Raw genomic sequence first — 17,190 nt, 5'->3', positions numbered from 1 at the left:
GGCATGAATCGGCGTCTCTTCCGGATATGGAGCGATAAGCAGGCGGCGGTTGCGCCGACGGTTGCGCTATCCCTGTTCGCGCTGATTGGCGTCGGCGGAATTGCGTTCGATTATGCGCACATGGCCGGCCTCGACACCGAATTGCAGAACGCCGCGGACCAGGCGGCCCTAGCGGCTGCCAGCCAGCTGGATGGCGAATCCGCGGCTTGCTCCAGGGCCGTCGCGGCGGCGCGCTTGCTTGTGACCAACCAGACAGTGATGGCCAATGATAGCGGCGGCCTGGCGGTAACCATTGCCGATTCAAATGTGTGCACGTCCGATACCGTGATCACGGACAATCCGGATGCGAGCATCCGCTTTTTCCAGGACAAGCTGGCGACTGTGCCGGCGACGACGATGGCCGATGCCAATTTCGTGCAGGTCGCGGTTGACACGAGACGAGCCAATTATGCGCTCACGCCGGTCGTAGGAGCGCTTTCTTCTGGCGATATGAGGGCACAGGCGGTTGCCGGCCTGGGCACTGCCATATGCAAGGTGCCGCCGCTGATGATTTGCCCTCCGACCGGCGGAGTGTCGGATTGGAACGCGCTGAGGGGTCATGGAATCAGGGCGGTTTCGAACAGCGGTCCCAATTGGGCGCCCGGCGACTTCGGTTATATCGGGCCACAGGACGCCAATTCGACCCAGATCGGCCTCGCCTTCCAGAACCCGGTGTTCCAGTGCCAGCAGATTGAAGGCCCGCAATCGGTCAGCTCGGGCGCGCCGACGCCAGCGATTGTCGCGATCAATACCAGGTTCGACATTTACGACATCAGCAATGGCGCCGGAGTGGCGCTTGCGCCATGCCTAGGCAGCGCATGTCCGCCAGCCCTGAATGTGACAAAGGACCTCGTCAAGACGTCCGGTAGCGGGTGTGGTACCCGGACTAGCCACAACAATGGCAACGACGCCTGGCATCTGGTGCCGGCCGCTAATAGATTCAGACCGGTACAGGCAGCCGGTGCCGACCCGATGCGGCAGTTTCAAACGGCAGGCCAGACGATTCAGGCCATGGGCTTGCCCCGGGACAATTGCCATTACACCAGCTACGGCTCGACTTGCCCTGGCGCCAATCCACGCTTTGGCGACGGCGTCTGGGCGCGCGGCGACTATTGGGCCAAGAATCACGCGGGGGTTACTCCGCCGGCTGACGCCGCGACCTGGACGCGCTACGAAACCTATCTGTGGGAAATCACGAACAATAGTATTCCTAACGATACTACTGGTACTGATCGGCAGAGGGGCTCGCCGGTGTGCAATGCCACAGTTCCCGATCCGTCTCGCGATCGCCGCGTGCTCCAGGTCGCCGTTGGCGGCAACTGCGGGTCATTGCATGGCGCATCGACGCCGGTCCAGATCGGGGCATGGGTCGACATGTTCCTGGTCGAGCCTGGCGTGGCCAATCCGGGCCGCGGGAATGGCGACAGCGGCAACGAAATCTACCTGGAAGTGATCGGAGAAGTCACTCCAGGCGGCAATGCGGCCCAAATCATACGGCGCGACTCGCCGTACCTGGTGCGCTGATGACCGCGCGCCCTCGCCTTTGGTCAGATCGCCGCGGTGCCGCCGCCGCCGAAATGGCGATGGTCGCGCCGTTGCTCGTCTTGATTATGTTCGGCTCGCTCGAGGTTGGCAATTTTTTCTGGGACCAGCATCAGGTCTTGAAGGCGGTGCGCGATGGCGCTCGTTTCGCCGCACGCCAAAGCTTCACGTCGATGCCCTGCGGCGGCCCAGCGGCAAATGAAGATCAGATCAAGAATGTGGTGCGCTTCGGAAAGGCCACGGTCGTTTCCGGCGTAGACAGGCCACAGCTTTATTACTGGACCAACAACTCCACGATAACCGTCACCATCGATTGCTACGCCAATGCAGGCGTCGACGGTGCGCGCATCTATGACGGCATCTATAGCGCGAGACCGAATGTCCCTCGCGTAACCGTCGCGGCTTCCGTTCCCTACTCGCCTTTGGCCGGAGTGTTCGGAATTCCGGCGGGCGGCCTGTCGCTCAACGCATCGAGCCAGGCCACGGTGTTCGGCATATGATGGCGCGGCTCGCCTCGATCGCGCGCGATGAACGCGCAGCCAGTGCCGCCGAGTTCGCGATGGTGCTGCCGTTGCTGCTGCTTTTCCTGTTCGGGATCATCGATGTCGGCCGTTACATGTGGACCCTGAACCGGCTGGAAAAGGCAACGCAGATGGGCGTTCGCTATGCGGTTGTTAGCGATCCCGTGGCGAACGTCATCAATACGGATTTCGTTGGCGGTTACGGCCTGCCCGGCGGAAATGTGGTGCCGAATGCGACCTTCGGCAGCGCCACGTGCGACTCGACCGGCAATTGCACGGTGACCGGGGCCGCCAGCAGCGTTTCCGGCCGCAATGCGACCGCCTTTACTGCCATCGTGACCTGGATGCAGAGATTCTATCCGCTGATCACCGCGCCGCAGGTGCGAGTGATCTATCAGAATGTGGGGCTGGGCTATGCCGGCGATCCCACCGGACCCGACGTCTCTCCGCTGACGACGGTCGAAGTTCGAAACATGACTTTTCAACCCCTGATCTTGTTTGGCGGCAGTGTGACCCTGCCGACCATCAGAGCGTCGCTGACTCTAGAGGACGGCGAATGTTCAACCACCGGCGACTGCGGATTTTCGAATTGAAGATGCGCCAGCCCGCCAAGACGGAATTTTTGAACTGAGGTAGTAATGAGCGTGCATAACCCTGACCGACCCACCGCCCAGTGGATGGCCGACACTGGCCCTCCACCGGTGCGCCTGTTGCTTGCCGGAGCTGAAGGCCAGGCAAATGAGCTGGTTGGCGCGCGCGCCGCCGGCTTCCCGCTCGAGCTCGTCATTATCGATACGGCGGCGCCGATCGATCCGTCGGTTCTGTCCGGCGCGGCTGCCGCCGTCGTTCAGGTAACCGAAGGCGATGACCGGTCGACCGATCGGTTCAAGAAGCTGGCCGAAGGTCCCGTGCCCTTGATCGCGGCTGCCTACGAACCTTCGATGAAGCTGGTCCGCGCGCTGGTCCGCGCCGGGGCCCATGACGTGGTGCCCTTGCCGCTCGATCCCGAAGAACTTGAAACCGCTCTCGATCCAATTCGCCGGATCGCGGCTGCCCAGGGTCCGCGCGCCCGGGCCGGTCACCAAAAGATCGTGACGGTCATCAAGAGCGAAGGCGGCATTGGCGCCACCGCATTGCTTAGCCAATTGGCGTTGCGCTTTGCGGCAAATGAGGCCGCCGCAGGGCGTGAGGCATGTCTGATCGACCTGGATGTCCAGTTCGGCAACGCGGCCCTCCAGCTCGGCCTTCAGCCCTCCTTGACCTTTAGCGACCTGGTTGAAGCCGGAAAACGGCTCGACGGCGATCTGCTGCGCTCGGTCGCCACGCGCCATCCCAGTGGCCTTCGGGTAATTGGTGCTCCGCGCGAAATCATGCCGCTCGAAATGCTGACCAGCGAACAGATGCTTTCGATTGTCGACTTGGCGGTCTCTGAATATGGCACCGTACTGGTCGACCTGCCGATGAACTGGACGAACTGGTCGTTGTCGTTGCTCGCGCGGTCAGACCTGGTCTTGCTGGTGACCGAACTTCGCGTGCCAAGCCTTCATCGCGCTCGCCGGCAACTCGATCTGCTTGGCACCCAGGACATGGGTAACCTCGAAGTGCGCATCGTACTCAATCGCACCGAAAAGGGCTTCTTCCGCACCTTGAGCGAGTCGGATGCGGAGAGGGTGCTGAAGAAACCAGTTTCCTACTGCATATCCAACGACCATGAGACGATGAGCCAGGCGATCGATCGCGGGATTCCGATCGACCAGGTCAAGCGCAAGTCACCTTTGTGCCGCGATATCGACGCGCTTGAGCGCGGCCTTGCCGGCGCTCTTGGGCTGGAGCGCTGATCATGTGGCAGATTCGCAAACCCAAGGATCAAACCGGCCCGGAAGAGGTTGCCGAGCGGACCGAAGAAGAACGGAAGCTCCAGACTACCGGCGATGCCGGCGCGTTCGCTACCAAGGACCTTCACACCGATCTCAAGGTTGAGCTCCACCAGCGCCTGCTCGGACTGATCAATTTGAGCGCGCTCGACACCATGTCGCGCGAACAGATCCAGGACGAAGTCGGCGATATCGTCCTGGAGGAACTGGACAAGCAGCGTCATGCGCTCAACCAGGCCGAACGCCGGCAGCTGGTCGACGATGTGCTGGACGAGCTGCTCGGGCTGGGCCCGATCGAGCCGCTGCTCAAGGATGCAACGATCACCGATATATTGGTGAACGGACACAATAGCGTGTTCGTTGAGCGGTTCGGTGTGCTGGAGGCATCGCCGGTTAGGTTCAAGGACGAAAAGCACCTCATCCGCATCATTCAGAAGATCGTTTCGGCAGTCGGCCGCCGCGTTGATGAATCCGCGCCGATGGTCGACGCCCGTCTCGCCGACGGCAGCCGCGTCAACGCGGTGGTTCCGCCGCTGGCGCTTGACGGGGCTCTGCTGTCGATCCGCAAATTCGCCAAGACGCCGATCAGTATGGCTCGGTTGACCGAGATCGGGTCGGTGCCTTCACAAGTTGCGGACGTGCTGAAGGCGGTCGTCGCGGCACGGCTCAACGTGCTCATCTCCGGCGGTACCGGCTCCGGCAAGACAACCATGCTCAATGCGATGTCGGCTTTCATCGACAATCGCGAGCGGATCGTCACGATTGAGGATTCGGCCGAACTTCAACTTCAGCAGGAGCATGTCGCCCGGCTGGAGACACGGCCTGCCAATATCGAAGGAAGGGGCGAAATCCTTCAACGCGACCTCGTCAAGAACTCGCTGCGCATGCGGCCCGATCGGATCATCGTCGGCGAGGTTCGCGCCGGCGAAGCGTTCGACATGCTGCAGGCGATGAACACCGGGCACGACGGATCGATGACTACCGTCCACGCCAACACGCCGCGCGACGCACTAAGCCGCGTCGAGCAGATGATCGGGATGAGCGGGATCGACGTCCCGGCACGCTCGGCGCGGGCGCAAATCTCATCGGCAATTCACGTCGTCGTGCAGGTGGCCCGACTCTCGGACGGCCGGCGCAAGTTGGTCAGCCTCTCCGAATTGAGCGGCATGGAAGGCGATGTCATCACCATGCAGGAGATCTTCCGCTACCGGCAGACCGGTGTCTCCGCCGACGGCATCGTCCAGGGTCGCTTCGAGGCCAGCGGCATTCGCCCGCGTTTCCTTGAGCAGGTCATGGCGCACGGCGTTACCCTGTCGCCCGACCTCTTCCGCCCGGACAGGAATTTCGAAGCATGAGCGATGTCTGGCTCCGCGCGATCGTCCTGGTCCTTGTGTTCGCCGCGGTGGTGTTTGCGGTCGAGCGGGTCGTATCGGTCATGGTTGGCCGCAAGCTTGAAAGCCAGGCAATCAACCAGCGCCTCGACCTGATCAGTCGCGGCGTTTCGCGGGGTGAGGCAATGCAGCTGCTGCGCCGCCAGACCAGCAACCTGGCGGATCTGGTCCCGAACCTGATCGCACGGCCGATCATCGCCTTTGAAAAGACGCTGATGGCGGCCGGGATTGCGATGCCGACCGGGCGCTTGATGCTGGCCCTGGCGCTCGCTCCCCTCCTGATCTTTCTGGCGCTCATCCTGTTCATGATCATTGGCGAAGTCGCGCTTGGAAGCGGCCGGGTGTTGCTGCTCGCGACCTTCTCATTCCTGGTCGGCGCCGCTTTGCCGATGTTCTATTTCAATCTCCGCGCGACCCGCATGCGCAAGAAAATGCAGGACCAGTTTCCGGTAGCCCTGGATGTGTTCGTTCGCGGCCTTCGCGCCGGGCATCCGATTGCCGCTGCACTCGACCTGCTGACGGTCGAAATGCCGGACCCGATCGGCAGCCAATTTGGCATCGTCGTCGACGAAGTCACGTATGGCGCGGACCTGCGCGACGCATTGACCGCCATGGCCGATCGTTGGGACCTGGAAGACATGCGGATGTTCGTGGTCAGCCTTGCGGTGCAGAGCGAGACCGGCGGCAACTTGGCCGAGATTTTGGAGAATCTGAGCCAGGTGATCCGCGAACGGGCATCGATGATGCTGAAGGTTCGGGCCCTTTCGAGCGAGGGGAGGATGACCGCCGCAATGCTTTCGGCCTTGCCGGTCGTGGCGTTCACCTTGCTGTTCATCGGCAACCCTCGATTCTATCTCGATGTCGCCGACGATCCGGCGTTTCTGCCCGGTTATGTCGCGTTGCTGGTTCTGTATCTGATCGGCTTCTTTTCGATCCGCCGAATGATCGACTTGAAGGTGTAGCGCGATGACCGAGCTCCTTGCCAATGACACCGCCCGGATCGCCCTGCTCATCCTGCTGTTCCTGGCGGTAGCCGCGGTGACCTTCGGCATCGTTTTGACCCTGCGCGAGCGGGACGAAGTCCGGCGACGGCTGTCGAGCGGTTCGACCCCAAGCATGGACCAGGACGGAATTGTCCCCGGGGCGGGACTGCGCGTGCATGACGCCCGTGGGGCCTGGATTGCTCTGGTCTCGGCGATCGAGAAGGCCGGCGTGCCGCTGGTCGATACCAAGGATGCGACGCTGCGCAGCCGTCTGGTAGCTGCCGGCTATTCGCAGGAACATGCGCCGCGCGTCTATTCGCTGATCAGGTTGATTACGGTGATCGGATTTCCGCTGGCGGCGATTGGGTTCCTGTGGGCGAACGGAAGCTCGCCATCGCTGACCAAAATCTACCTTACTGGAATGATCGCCGCGCTGGCTGGCCTTTATCTGCCCAGCCTGTGGATCAGGGCGCGCGCCGATCGCAGGCAACGCGACATCATCAATGGGTTCCCGGATGCGCTCGACCTGATGCTGGTCTGCGTTGAAGCCGGGCTGGGCCTTGAAGCGGCCTTCAGCAGGGTGGGCATGGAAATGACGCGGTCGCATCCGCTGCTTGCCGAACAGCTTGGCTCGGTGGTGCTCGAGCTTCGCGCCGGCAGAAGCCAGGAGGACGCGCTGCGGCGCATGGCCGACCGTGCTGGCGCCGACGAGATTCGGGCATTTGCGACACTACTTATCCAGTCGAACAAGCTGGGTTCTTCCATCGCGCAGACCTTGCGCGTCTATGCTTCGGAAATGCGTGAGCGGCGGCGGATGCGCGCAGAGGAAAAGGCGCATCGATTGCCGGTGCTCCTATCGGTGCCGCTTGTCACTTGCATGCTGCCGGTGATGATCGGCGTTCTGATGCTTCCAGCGGTGATCCGAACCATTCGGACCGTCATCCCGGCAATTACGAGGTGAGGCGATGAAAAGGGGCTACTCTCTCATTTGGACCATCTCGGCAATCGCCGCGGCGTCCTGCACGGCAAACAGCATCGACGTTCGCTCGATCAAACAGCCGCTCGCCCAAGGATCGCAGCCGGCAAACTTTCGCGTGGCCGAAGGCGCGTCGCAATTGGCGCTCGGCAACGTCGGCCTTGCGGTCGAAGCTTTTCGCAAGGCGCTCCGCGAGGAGCCGGACAGCGTGCCGGCTCTGATTGGGCTTGCCACCTGTTACGACCGTATGGGGAGGGGCGACCTTTCTCGGCGCTACTATGAATCGGCGCTGGCGGTCGATCCGGCTAATACCGAAGTCTATTCCCTGTTCGCCCAGTCCCTGGATTCTCAGGGACAGCGTGACGAAGCCGCACGGGTAAAGACCGAGCTGGCGGCGCGCGTCGTCGCCCCCGAGGCGCCGCGTGATGTGCCTGGCTCGGTTCCCGTGCTGCCTCCGCCACCGGCGCAAAGTGTGACGGTAGCCCTCGCGCCGCCGCGCTCCGCGCCGGTGGCGGTTGAGCGGCCGAGCTTCGCGCCGGTGGCGGTTGCGCCGCACATTGCGCCGTTGGCGGTTGAGCGACCGATCGCCAGCCTGAAGTTGGAACGGTTGTCGCTACGCGAAGTGGCGCTGGTCACCCGGCCCGAGCCGAAGTGGGAAGCGCGGACCGTAGCTCGCACTGCGACCAGAACGACCATCCAATTCGATCGGAAGATGCAACCGGCAGTGACCTTGCTCAATGCGGCGCGCGTACAGGGGCTCGCGGCCCGCACTCGCGCCTACCTCGCAATGCGCGGTTTTGCAGACGCGAAGATCGGCGACGCCCCGGCGGTTCGAAAACAAAGCGCCATCCTCTACAGCTCGGCGGACGCACCGCGAGCCCTTCGGCTGGCAGCCCAGTTCGGCTTCAGCCTCGAGCGTCGTGAGGCGGACAAGGGCGGGCTGACCATCCTGCTCGGTCGCGACGCGGCGCGCGAGACCGCGCTCCAGCCCAAGGCATGACCCTCACGCTGGCGTTGCTCTTGGCGCTCGCCGATCCCGCGCCAGCTGCGCCCCCTCAAGCCGACGCGCCGTCCGCTGTTTCCCTCAGCGAGGCCGGCCGGGCAATTGCAGCGGGCCGGCTTGACCAAGCCAAGCAAATGCTTGGAGTGGCTGTCGCCGCCGGCGCCAAGGGCGAGCCGGTCGACCGGTTGCTTGCCGACCTCGCACTGGCGCGGGGCGAATATGAAGCAGCGCTCGGCCTTTACCGGGCACTGCTTGCCAATCATCCCAATGAGTCGTTGCTGCTGGAGCGGGCCGGAATTGCCGCGCTGCATCTAGGCCGTGCAAGCGAGGCCACGGCATTGCTCGACCGTGCGACACAGGCGCCGGGCGCCACCTGGCGGGCATGGAACGCGCGGGGAGCGGCCGCCGATGACCAGAGCCGGTGGGAGGAGGCCGACGCCGCCTATCTCCGCGCAGCTCAGCTCGATCCGAACAGCGCCGCAGTCGCCAATAACCAGGGTTGGTCGATGATGCTCCGTGGCCGCTGGGCCGACGCTCTGGCGAGCTTCGAGCGTGCCAATTCGATCAACTCCAGACTGCCGCGCCTCGCCAACAATTTGGAACTCGCCCGCGCGGCGGTCGCGGCCGAATTGCCGGCTCGGACCGCGGGTGAGGGCGATGAAGCTTACGCCATCCGGCTGAACGATGCCGGAGTCGTCGCCGCGGCCAGCGGTGACCGGAAACGCGCCGAAGCGGCCTTTGCTCAGGCGATAGAGCTCAGGAGCCGCTGGTATGACCGGGCGGCCGCCAACCTCGCGGCGTTGGGCCGCGCTCAATGAGGCTGCTGGTAACGGCCCCGGACTGGCTGGCTGGACTATTGCTGCTGTTGCTGGTGCTGGCTGCAATTGAGGACGGCTGGAGGCTCAGGATCAGCGACTGGATATCGGGCCTGGTAGCGATCGGTGCCTTCGCCGCGCTGGTGCTTGACGGGCCGGTCAGCGGTCTATGGCAGAACTTCCTGTTGTTCGCGGCGGTGCTGGCGGTCGGCACTTTCATGTTCGGCCGCGGCTGGATGGGCGGGGGCGACATCAAGCTGCTCGCGGCATCGTCGCTCTGGTTCGACCTGAGTGATGGCTGGAAGGCGATGGTCGCGATCGCCATCGCCGGTGGCATCGAAACGCTGGTCATCATGGCCGTTCGTCGCCTGCCCTGGCCCGACGGCGCGCGAACCAAGGCCTTGCTGCTGAAGCGCAGAGGCCCCATTCCCTATGGCATCGCGATCGCGCTGGGCGTCGCGCTGATGGGTTGGTGGCTGCGCGTTTGGAACTCGCCGTTCATTCATTTCTGATGTTGGCGCTGGCTCCGGCGATCGTCGCCGCCGACGGGCAATGGTCGACGCTGAGCCAGGGCCGGACGTGCGAGGCGGCGGCAAGGTCGGTCGGCACGGTCTACAAGGATCGCTTGCCGGCCAGGGCCAGCCTGTCGTTTGACGCCGGAGGTCCACGCCATGGACAGCTTGCAATTCGGCTCAGCCGCGTGCCGAGGGCGGGAGCGACCGTCATGCTGACCATCGGCGATCAGCCGTTCATGCTGATGAGCCAGGGCGACATGGCCTGGAGCCGGGGCCCCAGGCAGGAGCAGGCGATTATCGCCGCCATGCGCCGCAGCGGGGGAATGCGGGTCGAGGCACGCAGCCCGGGCGGCGGTCGGATCGTCGACCGCTACAGCCTCGACGGTGCGCCGCTGGCGATCGATGCGGCGGCGGCTTGTTCGGCAACACTGGTAAATCGCTGATAATTCTTATATTGGCGCCGGCCTGCCATGAGCGCCAATACCTCATTGATGCCGATTCCCGGCCCCGTCGATCCCGTGCCCGTTCCGCGCGCGTCTCCGGCGCGTGCCGACGGCAAGGTCGAGCTCATCGGGCGTCCCAAGGCCGACATCCGCTCCGCGCTGGAGGCCGCCGGGCTCGATCCGAAGCAGGCCAAGCTCCGCGCCAAGCAAATCTGGCACTGGATCTATAATCGCGGGGTCAGCGACTTCGCCAAGATGACCGACATCGCCAAGGCCCAGCAGCCCTGGCTGATCGAGCGTTTCGCAATCACTCGTCCTGAAGTGGTCGAGGCGCAGGTTTCCTCCGACGGCACGCGCAAATGGCTGCTCCGGACGCACGACGGCCATGATTTCGAGATGGTGTTCATCCCCGACGCCGACCGCGGAACTCTGTGCGTGTCGAGCCAGGTCGGCTGCACCCTCAATTGCCGTTTCTGCCACACCGGCACGATGAAGCTGGTTCGGAATCTCGAGGCCGGCGAAATCGTCGGCCAGGTCATGCTTGCCCGCGACGCGCTCGGTGAATGGCCGTCCAGCCCCGAAGGCCGGATGCTGACCAATATCGTCATGATGGGCATGGGTGAGCCGCTCTATAATTTCGACAATGTGAAGCAGGCGCTGAAGGTCGTCATGGACGGCGACGGGCTGGGACTTTCCAAACGCCGCATCACCTTGTCGACCTCGGGCGTGGTGCCGATGATGGACCGCGCCGGGGAGGAGATTGGGGTAAATCTCGCGGTCAGCCTGCACGCCGTGACCAAGGAAATCAGGGACGAGATCGTCCCGCTCAACAAGAAATACGGCATCGACGAGCTGCTTGCCGCCTGCGCCGCCTATCCCGGCGCCAACAACGCGCGCCGCATCACCTTCGAATATGTGATGCTCAAGGACAAGAATGACAGCGATGCTGACGCGCGGGAGCTGGTGCGGCTGATCAAGCAATACAAGCTGCCGGCCAAGGTCAATCTGATCCCGTTCAACCCCTGGCCCGGCGCGCCTTACGAATGCTCGACCGACGAGCGGATAAAGGCATTCAGCAATATCGTGTTCGAGGCTGGAATCTCTGCGCCGGTGCGTACTCCGCGCGGCCGCGACATCGACGCCGCCTGCGGCCAGCTCAAGACTGCGGCGGAGAAGCGTTCTAGAGCCGAGCGGGACCGGGAAGCGGCTGCTGCGGCTTAGTTATATACGTAGCGGCGTAGTAGCACGAACGTCACTAGCGGCGTTACCAGCACCATAGGAATAGTTGGCCACCAGGTTGGCCCACCGAGCTGTTTGACCAGTAGCCAAACATGGAACTGATTGAGCAGGAACGTGACCAGCGCCACAAATACGAAGCGGCCAGCACGAATATGGTGCCGATCTCTTTCGCCATGGCCTCGAAAGCTAAACGAACCATGCGTTATGTAGCTAATAGCGCCAAATATGGGCACGACTATCGCTAGCGAGATCATTGGATCGATCTGGCCAAGTTCGGCGAGCGCCCAGTAGCTTGCTGCAACCGCCAAAGTAATTCCCAAGCCGGCAATCGCGTACCGACTCATTTGTTCCGCAATCGTTCGGATCTTTGTGGGTAGCAGCCCCAAAGCCGCCGCCGTCAGGCTGTAGCGGCCTATTTTGCGGTCCATGCAGTAACCCTAAAAAGGGGTGCGATTGGCAAGATGGTCTTGACAGCAAGCCGGCTCATCATCTCGCCGGCAGCTGCTTCGATCGCGTGGATATTAGTCTCATGATAGTGACCCTCAAACCCGGCAATTTTGCGACCCAATTTATACAGCCTATTCTCGGTTGGCCCCGACAAGATGAACACACCACCAGGCGCGAGCTTGGTGATGAGAGTCGTAAGCAAGGCGCGATAGCTGGCGTTGTGCTCGAGGGAATCGATTGCGAATATGCGATCATAGGAGCCTTGCAGCGCGCCTTCCAATGTCGTTCGCCGAGCGTCGGGCAACTGCTCAATCAGGAACTCAGCTGCAGCATCGAGTTCTTCGATAAAGTCATACTTGGCGGTATTGGGAAGGAGGTGGCCAAGCTCTCCAATTGAAGAGCCAAAATCCAATGCCCTTCTGGCAGGCGGTCCGACACGCTTTGAAAGATCCGCAGCAGCAAACAGTCGCAGCCAGCTGACATAAGCAGCCGCCGGGTTAGGGTGGCAATAGGAAGGAACGCAGCTTTCTTCCCATGCCTCAAAATCCTTTTTGTATTCGATTGCTGCCCTCAGCACTCGCTGGCGCCTCCTGATATGCGCGATCATGCTGGTCATTTATTTCTTGCTTTTCTCTCAGGAGTTACAATCGTCTTCTTGTGATTCAGGCGATTGTGGATTGGTGCATCTGGAACTGATGCAACATCATGTGCCAAAAAACTCAAGATGAACTGTATGCCCACCAGCACCGGCAGCGCGCTCAGCATGACTGTGCCTGCGGTGGCAGGGTCTCCAGTTCTGAAACTGTCCAGCCACTTGATTACGCCGTAAATCACGCCCGACAATACAAGGAGAAGTCCAGTTGGAAGTGCGATCGAGCCTACGCTGAAATTTCTGACGACATAGTTGTAAATCAGCCGTTTGAAGAAGTTTCTGAAATGCAGAAACGGGAACGTGATCAGGCAACGCCACGTATTGAGGTGGCTAGCTTCGCCTTCGTAGACGGTCTCCAGCGGCAATTCGACGACCTTCGCGCGGAGGATGGCTAGCCGAAATAAAAGGTCGGACTCGAAGAAGTATCTCTGGTGCACCTTATGCGCCGGAATCAATCGAGCAATATCGCTGTGGATCGCTATGTAACCATTTGTGGGATCGAAGAGATTCCAGTAGCCGGTCGACAATTTGGACAGAAAGGAAAGCCCGGCATTTCCGACCAGCCGGATACGGGGCATCGCCAGGACCCGCTCGATGTCGAAGAAGCGGTTTCCTTTTACATAATCGGCCTCACCCTCGACGATCGGCGCTGCGAATTCATTCACGAAGGCGCCGTTCATTTGCCCATCGCCATCGACCTTGACAATGATCTCGGCACCGTCGCCGATTGCCTTGGTCAATCCGTCCATAAATGCGGCGCCGACGCCGCCGTTACGCTCACGCCAGATTCCACGAATGCGCGAGTCCGTCTTGCTGAAATGGGTGATTACAGATTGCGTGTCGTCGCGACTGCAATCGTCCACACAATAGATGCGCCAAATGTCGCCCGGGATGGTTTCCACCACAGTGGCAATCGTTTGACCAACATTGAAGCAAGGGATGACCACAGCAATTCGATAGGGGGCACGACTACCTTTCATGAGACCTGTGCTTCCTTCGTGCGAACTCTGGTATCAATCCGGACAAACTGCCGAAATTTGCCGATTGGCTCGATCTCCCGATACTGCCGCCACGCTTCTTGGAATGCTGGGTCTTCCTTGAAGAACGCCAGATAATCAAAGTCCCTTGGCCCCATGGTGTGACGAGCGGCATCCGTATCGATCAGCACTAGGTCGGGCATTTGGGACAGGTCGTGAAGCATGAATTCGCGAGCATGCTTCTCAATCATGGCCGCGTCTGGTCGTATTGCCAGACCTGCTCGAAGCTGAGCCGTCGCTCCCAAAAACCAGTGGCTGTTCGTGCGGGAGACATGATGCGCTCCAGTGTAAATGGCGACGGGGAAGGTAGGATATGGGTGAAGAGAGACTACCAAAAATCGGCCATTGAGTGCATGCTCGGCTATTGAATTACGCATTCGATCAACCTCAAGCGCACTTGGGCCGCCCGGCCGGTTATCTTTCCACCACCGGACAGTCGGTAGGGCGCAGATCCCGAGATAGGCTATCAGGGCGATGAGAATGGGTATTCGCACGAGGCCGCGCAGTTCCGATGCTAAATGTGCCAGCAAGAGCAATGCGACTACGCTGAATGGAAATAAGTGATACTGGTAACCTTTGTGCTGCACGAAATAGGAAGCAATAAATCCCACCAGTGCAGCAAGAAAGACAATTCCAATCCGATCCCGTTTCACGAATACAATCAATACAAACGGCAGCACAGATAATATTTGCGGTTGAACGTTGTCCCATACTTCTGCCAAAGGACGGTCGAAGGACCAATAGATGGAGCTCGCCAATGGAACAACTTGTTGCAAATAATCCTGCTCGAATAAGAACAGTTCGGCTGCATATATTAAACCGACTCCACATATGGCTAGATTCTCAGGACGTATTAATGATATTTTTCGCTTGCGCGCAATTTGAATGGCCAATTCTAAACAAAGTGGGGCCACGAGAAAATATGGTTTCAGCGCAAGGCCAAATGCAGCATAGACGCCAATAGCTGCGGCTTTTGCAGCCCCAGTCTCACATTTCGCGCAAATTCGTTGGCCACATAACGCTAAATAGGGAAGTATTCCAATCGCAACTAAGTGCTCTCGCTGGCCAAACTCCTTCCCGGGCAGTATCAAGAGGCTAGTCGCGGCAGTGGCGCATAGCATCGCATAACGAACGCGCGTGGGCTCGCCAGGCAAAAGCCGACAGAAGTATTCAACAGACAATGCACCCGCGGCGACTACCGCGATTCGAAAAATCCAATCGAGCGGAAGTCCTGACCACATGGCAATAATCGTAGTAGGAATTGAGAGATACCAAGCCAGCGGGGGATTCGGCTCGATGATATTGACACCCCATTTGGCGCCCATCAACATTTCACGAGTACCCCATAGCACCCAAGCGACGTCGTGATTGGGATACGTCTTGAGTTGAAGTAATATGGCTATGGCTGCCAAGACCGCCAAAATTGAAAAGGTAAGCTGTCTAAGCTTGGGTTGGCCCGCTGCAGCCTGATGGCCTTCAAACGTCGGCGCCGCCGAGGCCAGATCGGCGAGGTCTTCGCGAACCGCATGATGCACGTCCTGAATCCCCATAACACCTCCCCCGTGCTCATCTTATGTGAGAAGGTTTTTGATGGGAAGTCGCGAAGGTGGGCCGGGGCAGACTTGAACGCGGCTGCTTAACCAGCCAACGTGCCTTCCTGACCGGAGGTAATGAATGGCGTTGATTTCCAGGTTGATCGGGACGTTGCTGACCAGGGGTCGGATCACGCTTGTCCAGTCCGACGGCAGCCGCGAAACCTATGGGCCTGGCGACGGCAAGGAGCTGACGGTTCGTTTCGCCGACAAGCGCGTCGCCTTCGACCTGGTTCGCAATCCGCGCCTCAACATCGGCGAAACCTACATGGACGGGCGCCTCATCATTGAGGACGGGACGATCCTCGACCTGTTGGAGCTGATCACCGGGGCCAATCCCTGGGAGCAGGGCGGCGAAGGCCGCTCACTGATGCGCAAGGGCAAGATCAAGGGCCTGAAGAAGCTGCTCCGCCGCAACAAGCCGGCCAAGTCGAGGCGCAACGTCGCGCATCACTATGACCTCAAGGATGAGCTGTACGAGCTGTTCCTCGACGGCGATCGTCAATACAGCTGCGCCTACTTCACCGACCCGGCCAACAGCCTGGAGCAGGCCCAGGCCGACAAGAAAGCGCATATCGCCGCCAAGCTCCACCTGAAGCCCGGAATGAGAGTGCTCGACATCGGTTCGGGCTGGGGCGGCACGGCGCTGTACCTGAACCGGGTCGCCGACGTCGACGTGCTCGGAATCACGCTGTCGGAGGAGCAGCTCAAGGTCGCGCGGCGCCGGGCGGAGGAGGCAGGAGTCGCCGACCGGGTGAAATTCGAACTGATCGACTATCGCCATCTCGAAGGCAGCTTCGACCGGATCGTGTCGATCGGCATGTTCGAACATGTCGGCGCGGCCCACTATGAGGAGTTTTACGCCAAATGCCGGGAGCTGCTGGCCGAGGATGGGGTGATGTTGCTCCACACGATCGGCAAGCTTGGGCAGGCCGGTGCGCCCGATCCATTCACCGACAAATGGGTCTTCCCCGGCTATCACCTGCCGTCGCTCAGCCAGATGAGCGCAGCGAGCGAGAAAGTCCGGCTGATCGCCAGCGATGTCGAGATGTTAAGGCTGCATTATGCCTATACGCTGCGCCATTGGCTCGAACGGGCGACCCAGGCCCGCGACCAGATCGTCGCCATGTATGACGAGCGCTTCTTCCGGATGTGGGAATTCTACCTTGCCGGCGGGATCGTGATGTTCGAGAGCGGCGCGGCCTGCAATTACCAGGTCCAGTACATCCGCGACCGCCATGCGGTGCCGATCACCCGCGACTATATGTTCGAGGCGGAGGAGCGGTACCGGCGCGCCGATGCCGCTCCGAGAAAGGCCGCCTAGCCGTCGGTCTTGCGCTCTTCGATCACCTTCTTGTGAATCATCGGCCGGGCGGCGCGGCGCTCTTCCGGCGTGACCTGGCCGTCATGATTGGCATCCATCTGGTCGAAGTGCTGAAGGGCGAGGGTTTCAGCCTCGGCTAGTGTAATCTGTCCGTCGTGGTTGGTATCGGCCATGACGATCATCCGTCCACCGCCAAATCGGTGCGGCCGAAGCTCGCCCCGATCGCCCTTGTCGCCCAGCGCTTCCTTGCGCTGCTCGCGAATTTCGATGCGCTTTTCGATCCGCTCTTCATGAGCCTTGGCGAATTCGTCGCGGCTGATTGCGCCATCGCGGTTGGCATCCAACCGATCGAAGGCCGCGTTGGGATCGCCCATCGGCCCATCGTGCATCATCATCCGGTGCGGTCCGCCCGGCCCATCCTTGAAGTGAGCGGCCATCTTCTCATGGCCCTGCTCAATCTCTTCCTTGGTAATTGAACCGTTACGGTCGGTATCCATCCGCCCGAAATGCTCCCGGACCATCGCTACCGTTTCGGCGCGGGTCATGACCTTGTCTGCCATCGGATGCGCCATTGGCGCGGGCGGGGCCGGCGGAGCGGGCGGCGGGGCCGCTGTTTGAGCATTCTGGGCCAGAGCGACGGTCCCAGCCATCAGCGCGGCCGTAGCGATCAGAAACTTCTTCATGAGTCAGCCCCTCCTCTACAGGAAAAGAAGGGCTAATCCCGATTATCTGTATGGCGCTTGAACGGCAGGGGTGATGGTGGCAAGGCGCCCGCCACCCGTCCGGGCAGCCTCAAC

At 61.1% G+C, this 17,190-nt stretch carries 18 protein-coding genes; 13 read left to right on the top strand and 5 right to left on the bottom strand.

Translation table 11 applies throughout. The features are described from left to right. The first annotated feature begins 3 nt into the window (after positions 1 to 3). From LZ518_RS09740 to rlmN, 12 genes are read left to right on the top strand one after another with little or no spacing between them, the layout of a single operon-like run. Positions 4 to 1,563: a pilus assembly protein TadG-related protein gene (locus LZ518_RS09740; protein ID WP_249915795.1), complete on the top strand. Its 1,560-nt coding sequence runs from the start codon at positions 4 to 6 to the stop codon at positions 1,561 to 1,563. Beyond that, complete coding sequence (locus LZ518_RS09735; RefSeq protein ID WP_283938184.1) at positions 1,563 to 2,081, top strand: TadE/TadG family type IV pilus assembly protein; 519 nt, start codon at positions 1,563 to 1,565, stop codon at positions 2,079 to 2,081. The genes LZ518_RS09740 and LZ518_RS09735 overlap by 1 nt, the downstream gene beginning before the upstream one ends. Further along, positions 2,078 to 2,695, top strand: coding sequence for a TadE/TadG family type IV pilus assembly protein (locus LZ518_RS09730; RefSeq protein ID WP_249915793.1), 618 nt, complete (start codon positions 2,078 to 2,080; stop codon positions 2,693 to 2,695). The genes LZ518_RS09735 and LZ518_RS09730 overlap by 4 nt, the downstream gene beginning before the upstream one ends. 45 nt (positions 2,696 to 2,740) lie before the next feature. Further along, positions 2,741 to 3,940, top strand: coding sequence for a CpaE/TadZ family protein (locus LZ518_RS09725; protein ID WP_249915792.1), 1,200 nt, complete (start codon positions 2,741 to 2,743; stop codon positions 3,938 to 3,940). Positions 3,941 to 3,942: 2 nt separating this feature from the next. Beyond that, the gene (locus tag LZ518_RS09720) at positions 3,943 to 5,331 is read left to right on the top strand and encodes a TadA family conjugal transfer-associated ATPase (protein WP_249915791.1); all 1,389 of its coding nucleotides are present in this window, start codon (positions 3,943 to 3,945) and stop codon (positions 5,329 to 5,331) included. Continuing rightward, the gene (locus LZ518_RS09715; RefSeq protein ID WP_249915790.1) at positions 5,328 to 6,329 is read left to right on the top strand and encodes a type II secretion system F family protein; all 1,002 of its coding nucleotides are present in this window, start codon (positions 5,328 to 5,330) and stop codon (positions 6,327 to 6,329) included. The genes LZ518_RS09720 and LZ518_RS09715 overlap by 4 nt, the downstream gene beginning before the upstream one ends. Before the next feature lie 4 nt (positions 6,330 to 6,333). Further along, entirely contained in the window at positions 6,334 to 7,311 is a 978-nt protein-coding gene (locus LZ518_RS09710) for a type II secretion system F family protein (protein ID WP_249915789.1), read from the top strand. Positions 7,312 to 7,315: 4 nt separating this feature from the next. Further along, entirely contained in the window at positions 7,316 to 8,326 is a 1,011-nt protein-coding gene (locus LZ518_RS09705; protein ID WP_249915788.1) for a LytR C-terminal domain-containing protein, read from the top strand. After that, positions 8,323 to 9,147 (top strand): tetratricopeptide repeat protein, encoded by an 825-nt coding sequence (locus LZ518_RS09700; protein WP_249915787.1) that lies wholly within the window; start codon positions 8,323 to 8,325, stop codon positions 9,145 to 9,147. Before LZ518_RS09705 ends, LZ518_RS09700 begins: the two co-directional genes overlap by 4 nt. Beyond that, positions 9,144 to 9,656, top strand: a complete 513-nt coding sequence (locus LZ518_RS09695; RefSeq protein WP_249915786.1) for an A24 family peptidase — start codon at positions 9,144 to 9,146, stop codon at positions 9,654 to 9,656. The genes LZ518_RS09700 and LZ518_RS09695 overlap by 4 nt, the downstream gene beginning before the upstream one ends. Continuing rightward, entirely contained in the window at positions 9,656 to 10,102 is a 447-nt protein-coding gene (locus LZ518_RS09690; protein WP_249915785.1) for a hypothetical protein, read from the top strand. The genes LZ518_RS09695 and LZ518_RS09690 overlap by 1 nt, the downstream gene beginning before the upstream one ends. 48 nt (positions 10,103 to 10,150) lie before the next feature. Further along, the gene (gene rlmN, locus LZ518_RS09685) at positions 10,151 to 11,323 is read left to right on the top strand and encodes a dual-specificity RNA methyltransferase RlmN (protein WP_249916547.1); all 1,173 of its coding nucleotides are present in this window, start codon (positions 10,151 to 10,153) and stop codon (positions 11,321 to 11,323) included. Here the strand turns inward: rlmN and LZ518_RS09680 are convergent. Genes LZ518_RS09680 through LZ518_RS09665 form a run of 4 tightly spaced genes read right to left on the bottom strand, consistent with a single transcriptional unit; the run spans position 11,320 to position 15,027 of the window. Next, positions 11,320 to 11,769: a GtrA family protein gene (locus LZ518_RS09680; RefSeq protein WP_249915784.1), complete on the bottom strand. Its 450-nt coding sequence runs from the start codon at positions 11,767 to 11,769 to the stop codon at positions 11,320 to 11,322. The genes rlmN and LZ518_RS09680 overlap by 4 nt on opposite strands. After that, the gene (locus LZ518_RS09675) at positions 11,754 to 12,404 is read right to left on the bottom strand and encodes a class I SAM-dependent methyltransferase (RefSeq protein ID WP_249915783.1); all 651 of its coding nucleotides are present in this window, start codon (positions 12,402 to 12,404) and stop codon (positions 11,754 to 11,756) included. The genes LZ518_RS09680 and LZ518_RS09675 overlap by 16 nt, the downstream gene beginning before the upstream one ends. Beyond that, positions 12,401 to 13,420, bottom strand: coding sequence for a glycosyltransferase family 2 protein (locus tag LZ518_RS09670; protein ID WP_249915782.1), 1,020 nt, complete (start codon positions 13,418 to 13,420; stop codon positions 12,401 to 12,403). Before LZ518_RS09670 ends, LZ518_RS09675 begins: the two co-directional genes overlap by 4 nt. Continuing rightward, a complete protein-coding gene (locus LZ518_RS09665; RefSeq protein ID WP_249915781.1) occupies positions 13,417 to 15,027 on the bottom strand; it encodes a hypothetical protein in 1,611 nt (536 codons plus the stop codon). Before LZ518_RS09665 ends, LZ518_RS09670 begins: the two co-directional genes overlap by 4 nt. A 124-nt stretch (positions 15,028 to 15,151) precedes the next feature. Here LZ518_RS09665 and LZ518_RS09660 point away from each other — a divergent pair, with 124 nt between their 5' ends. Beyond that, positions 15,152 to 16,393, top strand: coding sequence for an SAM-dependent methyltransferase (locus tag LZ518_RS09660; protein WP_249915780.1), 1,242 nt, complete (start codon positions 15,152 to 15,154; stop codon positions 16,391 to 16,393). Here the strand turns inward: LZ518_RS09660 and LZ518_RS09655 are convergent. After that, positions 16,390 to 17,076, bottom strand: coding sequence for an EF-hand domain-containing protein (locus tag LZ518_RS09655; protein ID WP_249915779.1), 687 nt, complete (start codon positions 17,074 to 17,076; stop codon positions 16,390 to 16,392). The two genes, LZ518_RS09660 and LZ518_RS09655, sit on opposite strands and share 4 nt — an antisense overlap. Positions 17,077 to 17,190: the final 114 nt, after the last annotated feature.

The organism is Sphingomonas brevis (assembly GCF_023516505.1).
In the GTDB taxonomy this organism is placed as follows: domain Bacteria; phylum Pseudomonadota; class Alphaproteobacteria; order Sphingomonadales; family Sphingomonadaceae; genus Sphingomicrobium; species Sphingomicrobium breve.
This window is presented reverse-complemented; position numbering and strand designations above follow the sequence as displayed.

Excerpts from the sequence above, each read along its gene's own strand:
- LZ518_RS09700 (WP_249915787.1), top strand. The coding sequence starts at position 8,323 with ATGACCCTCACGCTGGCGTTGCTCTTGGCGCTCGCCGATCCCGCGCCA.
- LZ518_RS09740 (WP_249915795.1), top strand. The coding sequence starts at position 4 with ATGAATCGGCGTCTCTTCCGGATATGGAGCGATAAGCAGGCGGCGGTT.
- LZ518_RS09675 (WP_249915783.1), bottom strand. The coding sequence starts at position 12,404 with ATGACCAGCATGATCGCGCATATCAGGAGGCGCCAGCGAGTGCTGAGG.
- LZ518_RS09735 (WP_283938184.1), top strand. The coding sequence starts at position 1,563 with ATGACCGCGCGCCCTCGCCTTTGGTCAGATCGCCGCGGTGCCGCCGCC.
- rlmN (WP_249916547.1), top strand. The coding sequence starts at position 10,151 with ATGCCGATTCCCGGCCCCGTCGATCCCGTGCCCGTTCCGCGCGCGTCT.
- LZ518_RS09725 (WP_249915792.1), top strand. The coding sequence starts at position 2,741 with ATGAGCGTGCATAACCCTGACCGACCCACCGCCCAGTGGATGGCCGAC.
- LZ518_RS09715 (WP_249915790.1), top strand. The coding sequence starts at position 5,328 with ATGAGCGATGTCTGGCTCCGCGCGATCGTCCTGGTCCTTGTGTTCGCC.
- LZ518_RS09670 (WP_249915782.1), bottom strand. The coding sequence starts at position 13,420 with ATGAAAGGTAGTCGTGCCCCCTATCGAATTGCTGTGGTCATCCCTTGC.
- LZ518_RS09680 (WP_249915784.1), bottom strand. The coding sequence starts at position 11,769 with ATGGACCGCAAAATAGGCCGCTACAGCCTGACGGCGGCGGCTTTGGGG.
- LZ518_RS09705 (WP_249915788.1), top strand. The coding sequence starts at position 7,316 with ATGAAAAGGGGCTACTCTCTCATTTGGACCATCTCGGCAATCGCCGCG.
- LZ518_RS09660 (WP_249915780.1), top strand. The coding sequence starts at position 15,152 with ATGGCGTTGATTTCCAGGTTGATCGGGACGTTGCTGACCAGGGGTCGG.
- LZ518_RS09730 (WP_249915793.1), top strand. The coding sequence starts at position 2,078 with ATGATGGCGCGGCTCGCCTCGATCGCGCGCGATGAACGCGCAGCCAGT.
- LZ518_RS09695 (WP_249915786.1), top strand. The coding sequence starts at position 9,144 with ATGAGGCTGCTGGTAACGGCCCCGGACTGGCTGGCTGGACTATTGCTG.
- LZ518_RS09690 (WP_249915785.1), top strand. The coding sequence starts at position 9,656 with ATGTTGGCGCTGGCTCCGGCGATCGTCGCCGCCGACGGGCAATGGTCG.
- LZ518_RS09655 (WP_249915779.1), bottom strand. The coding sequence starts at position 17,076 with ATGAAGAAGTTTCTGATCGCTACGGCCGCGCTGATGGCTGGGACCGTC.
- LZ518_RS09710 (WP_249915789.1), top strand. The coding sequence starts at position 6,334 with ATGACCGAGCTCCTTGCCAATGACACCGCCCGGATCGCCCTGCTCATC.
- LZ518_RS09665 (WP_249915781.1), bottom strand. The coding sequence starts at position 15,027 with ATGGGGATTCAGGACGTGCATCATGCGGTTCGCGAAGACCTCGCCGAT.
- LZ518_RS09720 (WP_249915791.1), top strand. The coding sequence starts at position 3,943 with ATGTGGCAGATTCGCAAACCCAAGGATCAAACCGGCCCGGAAGAGGTT.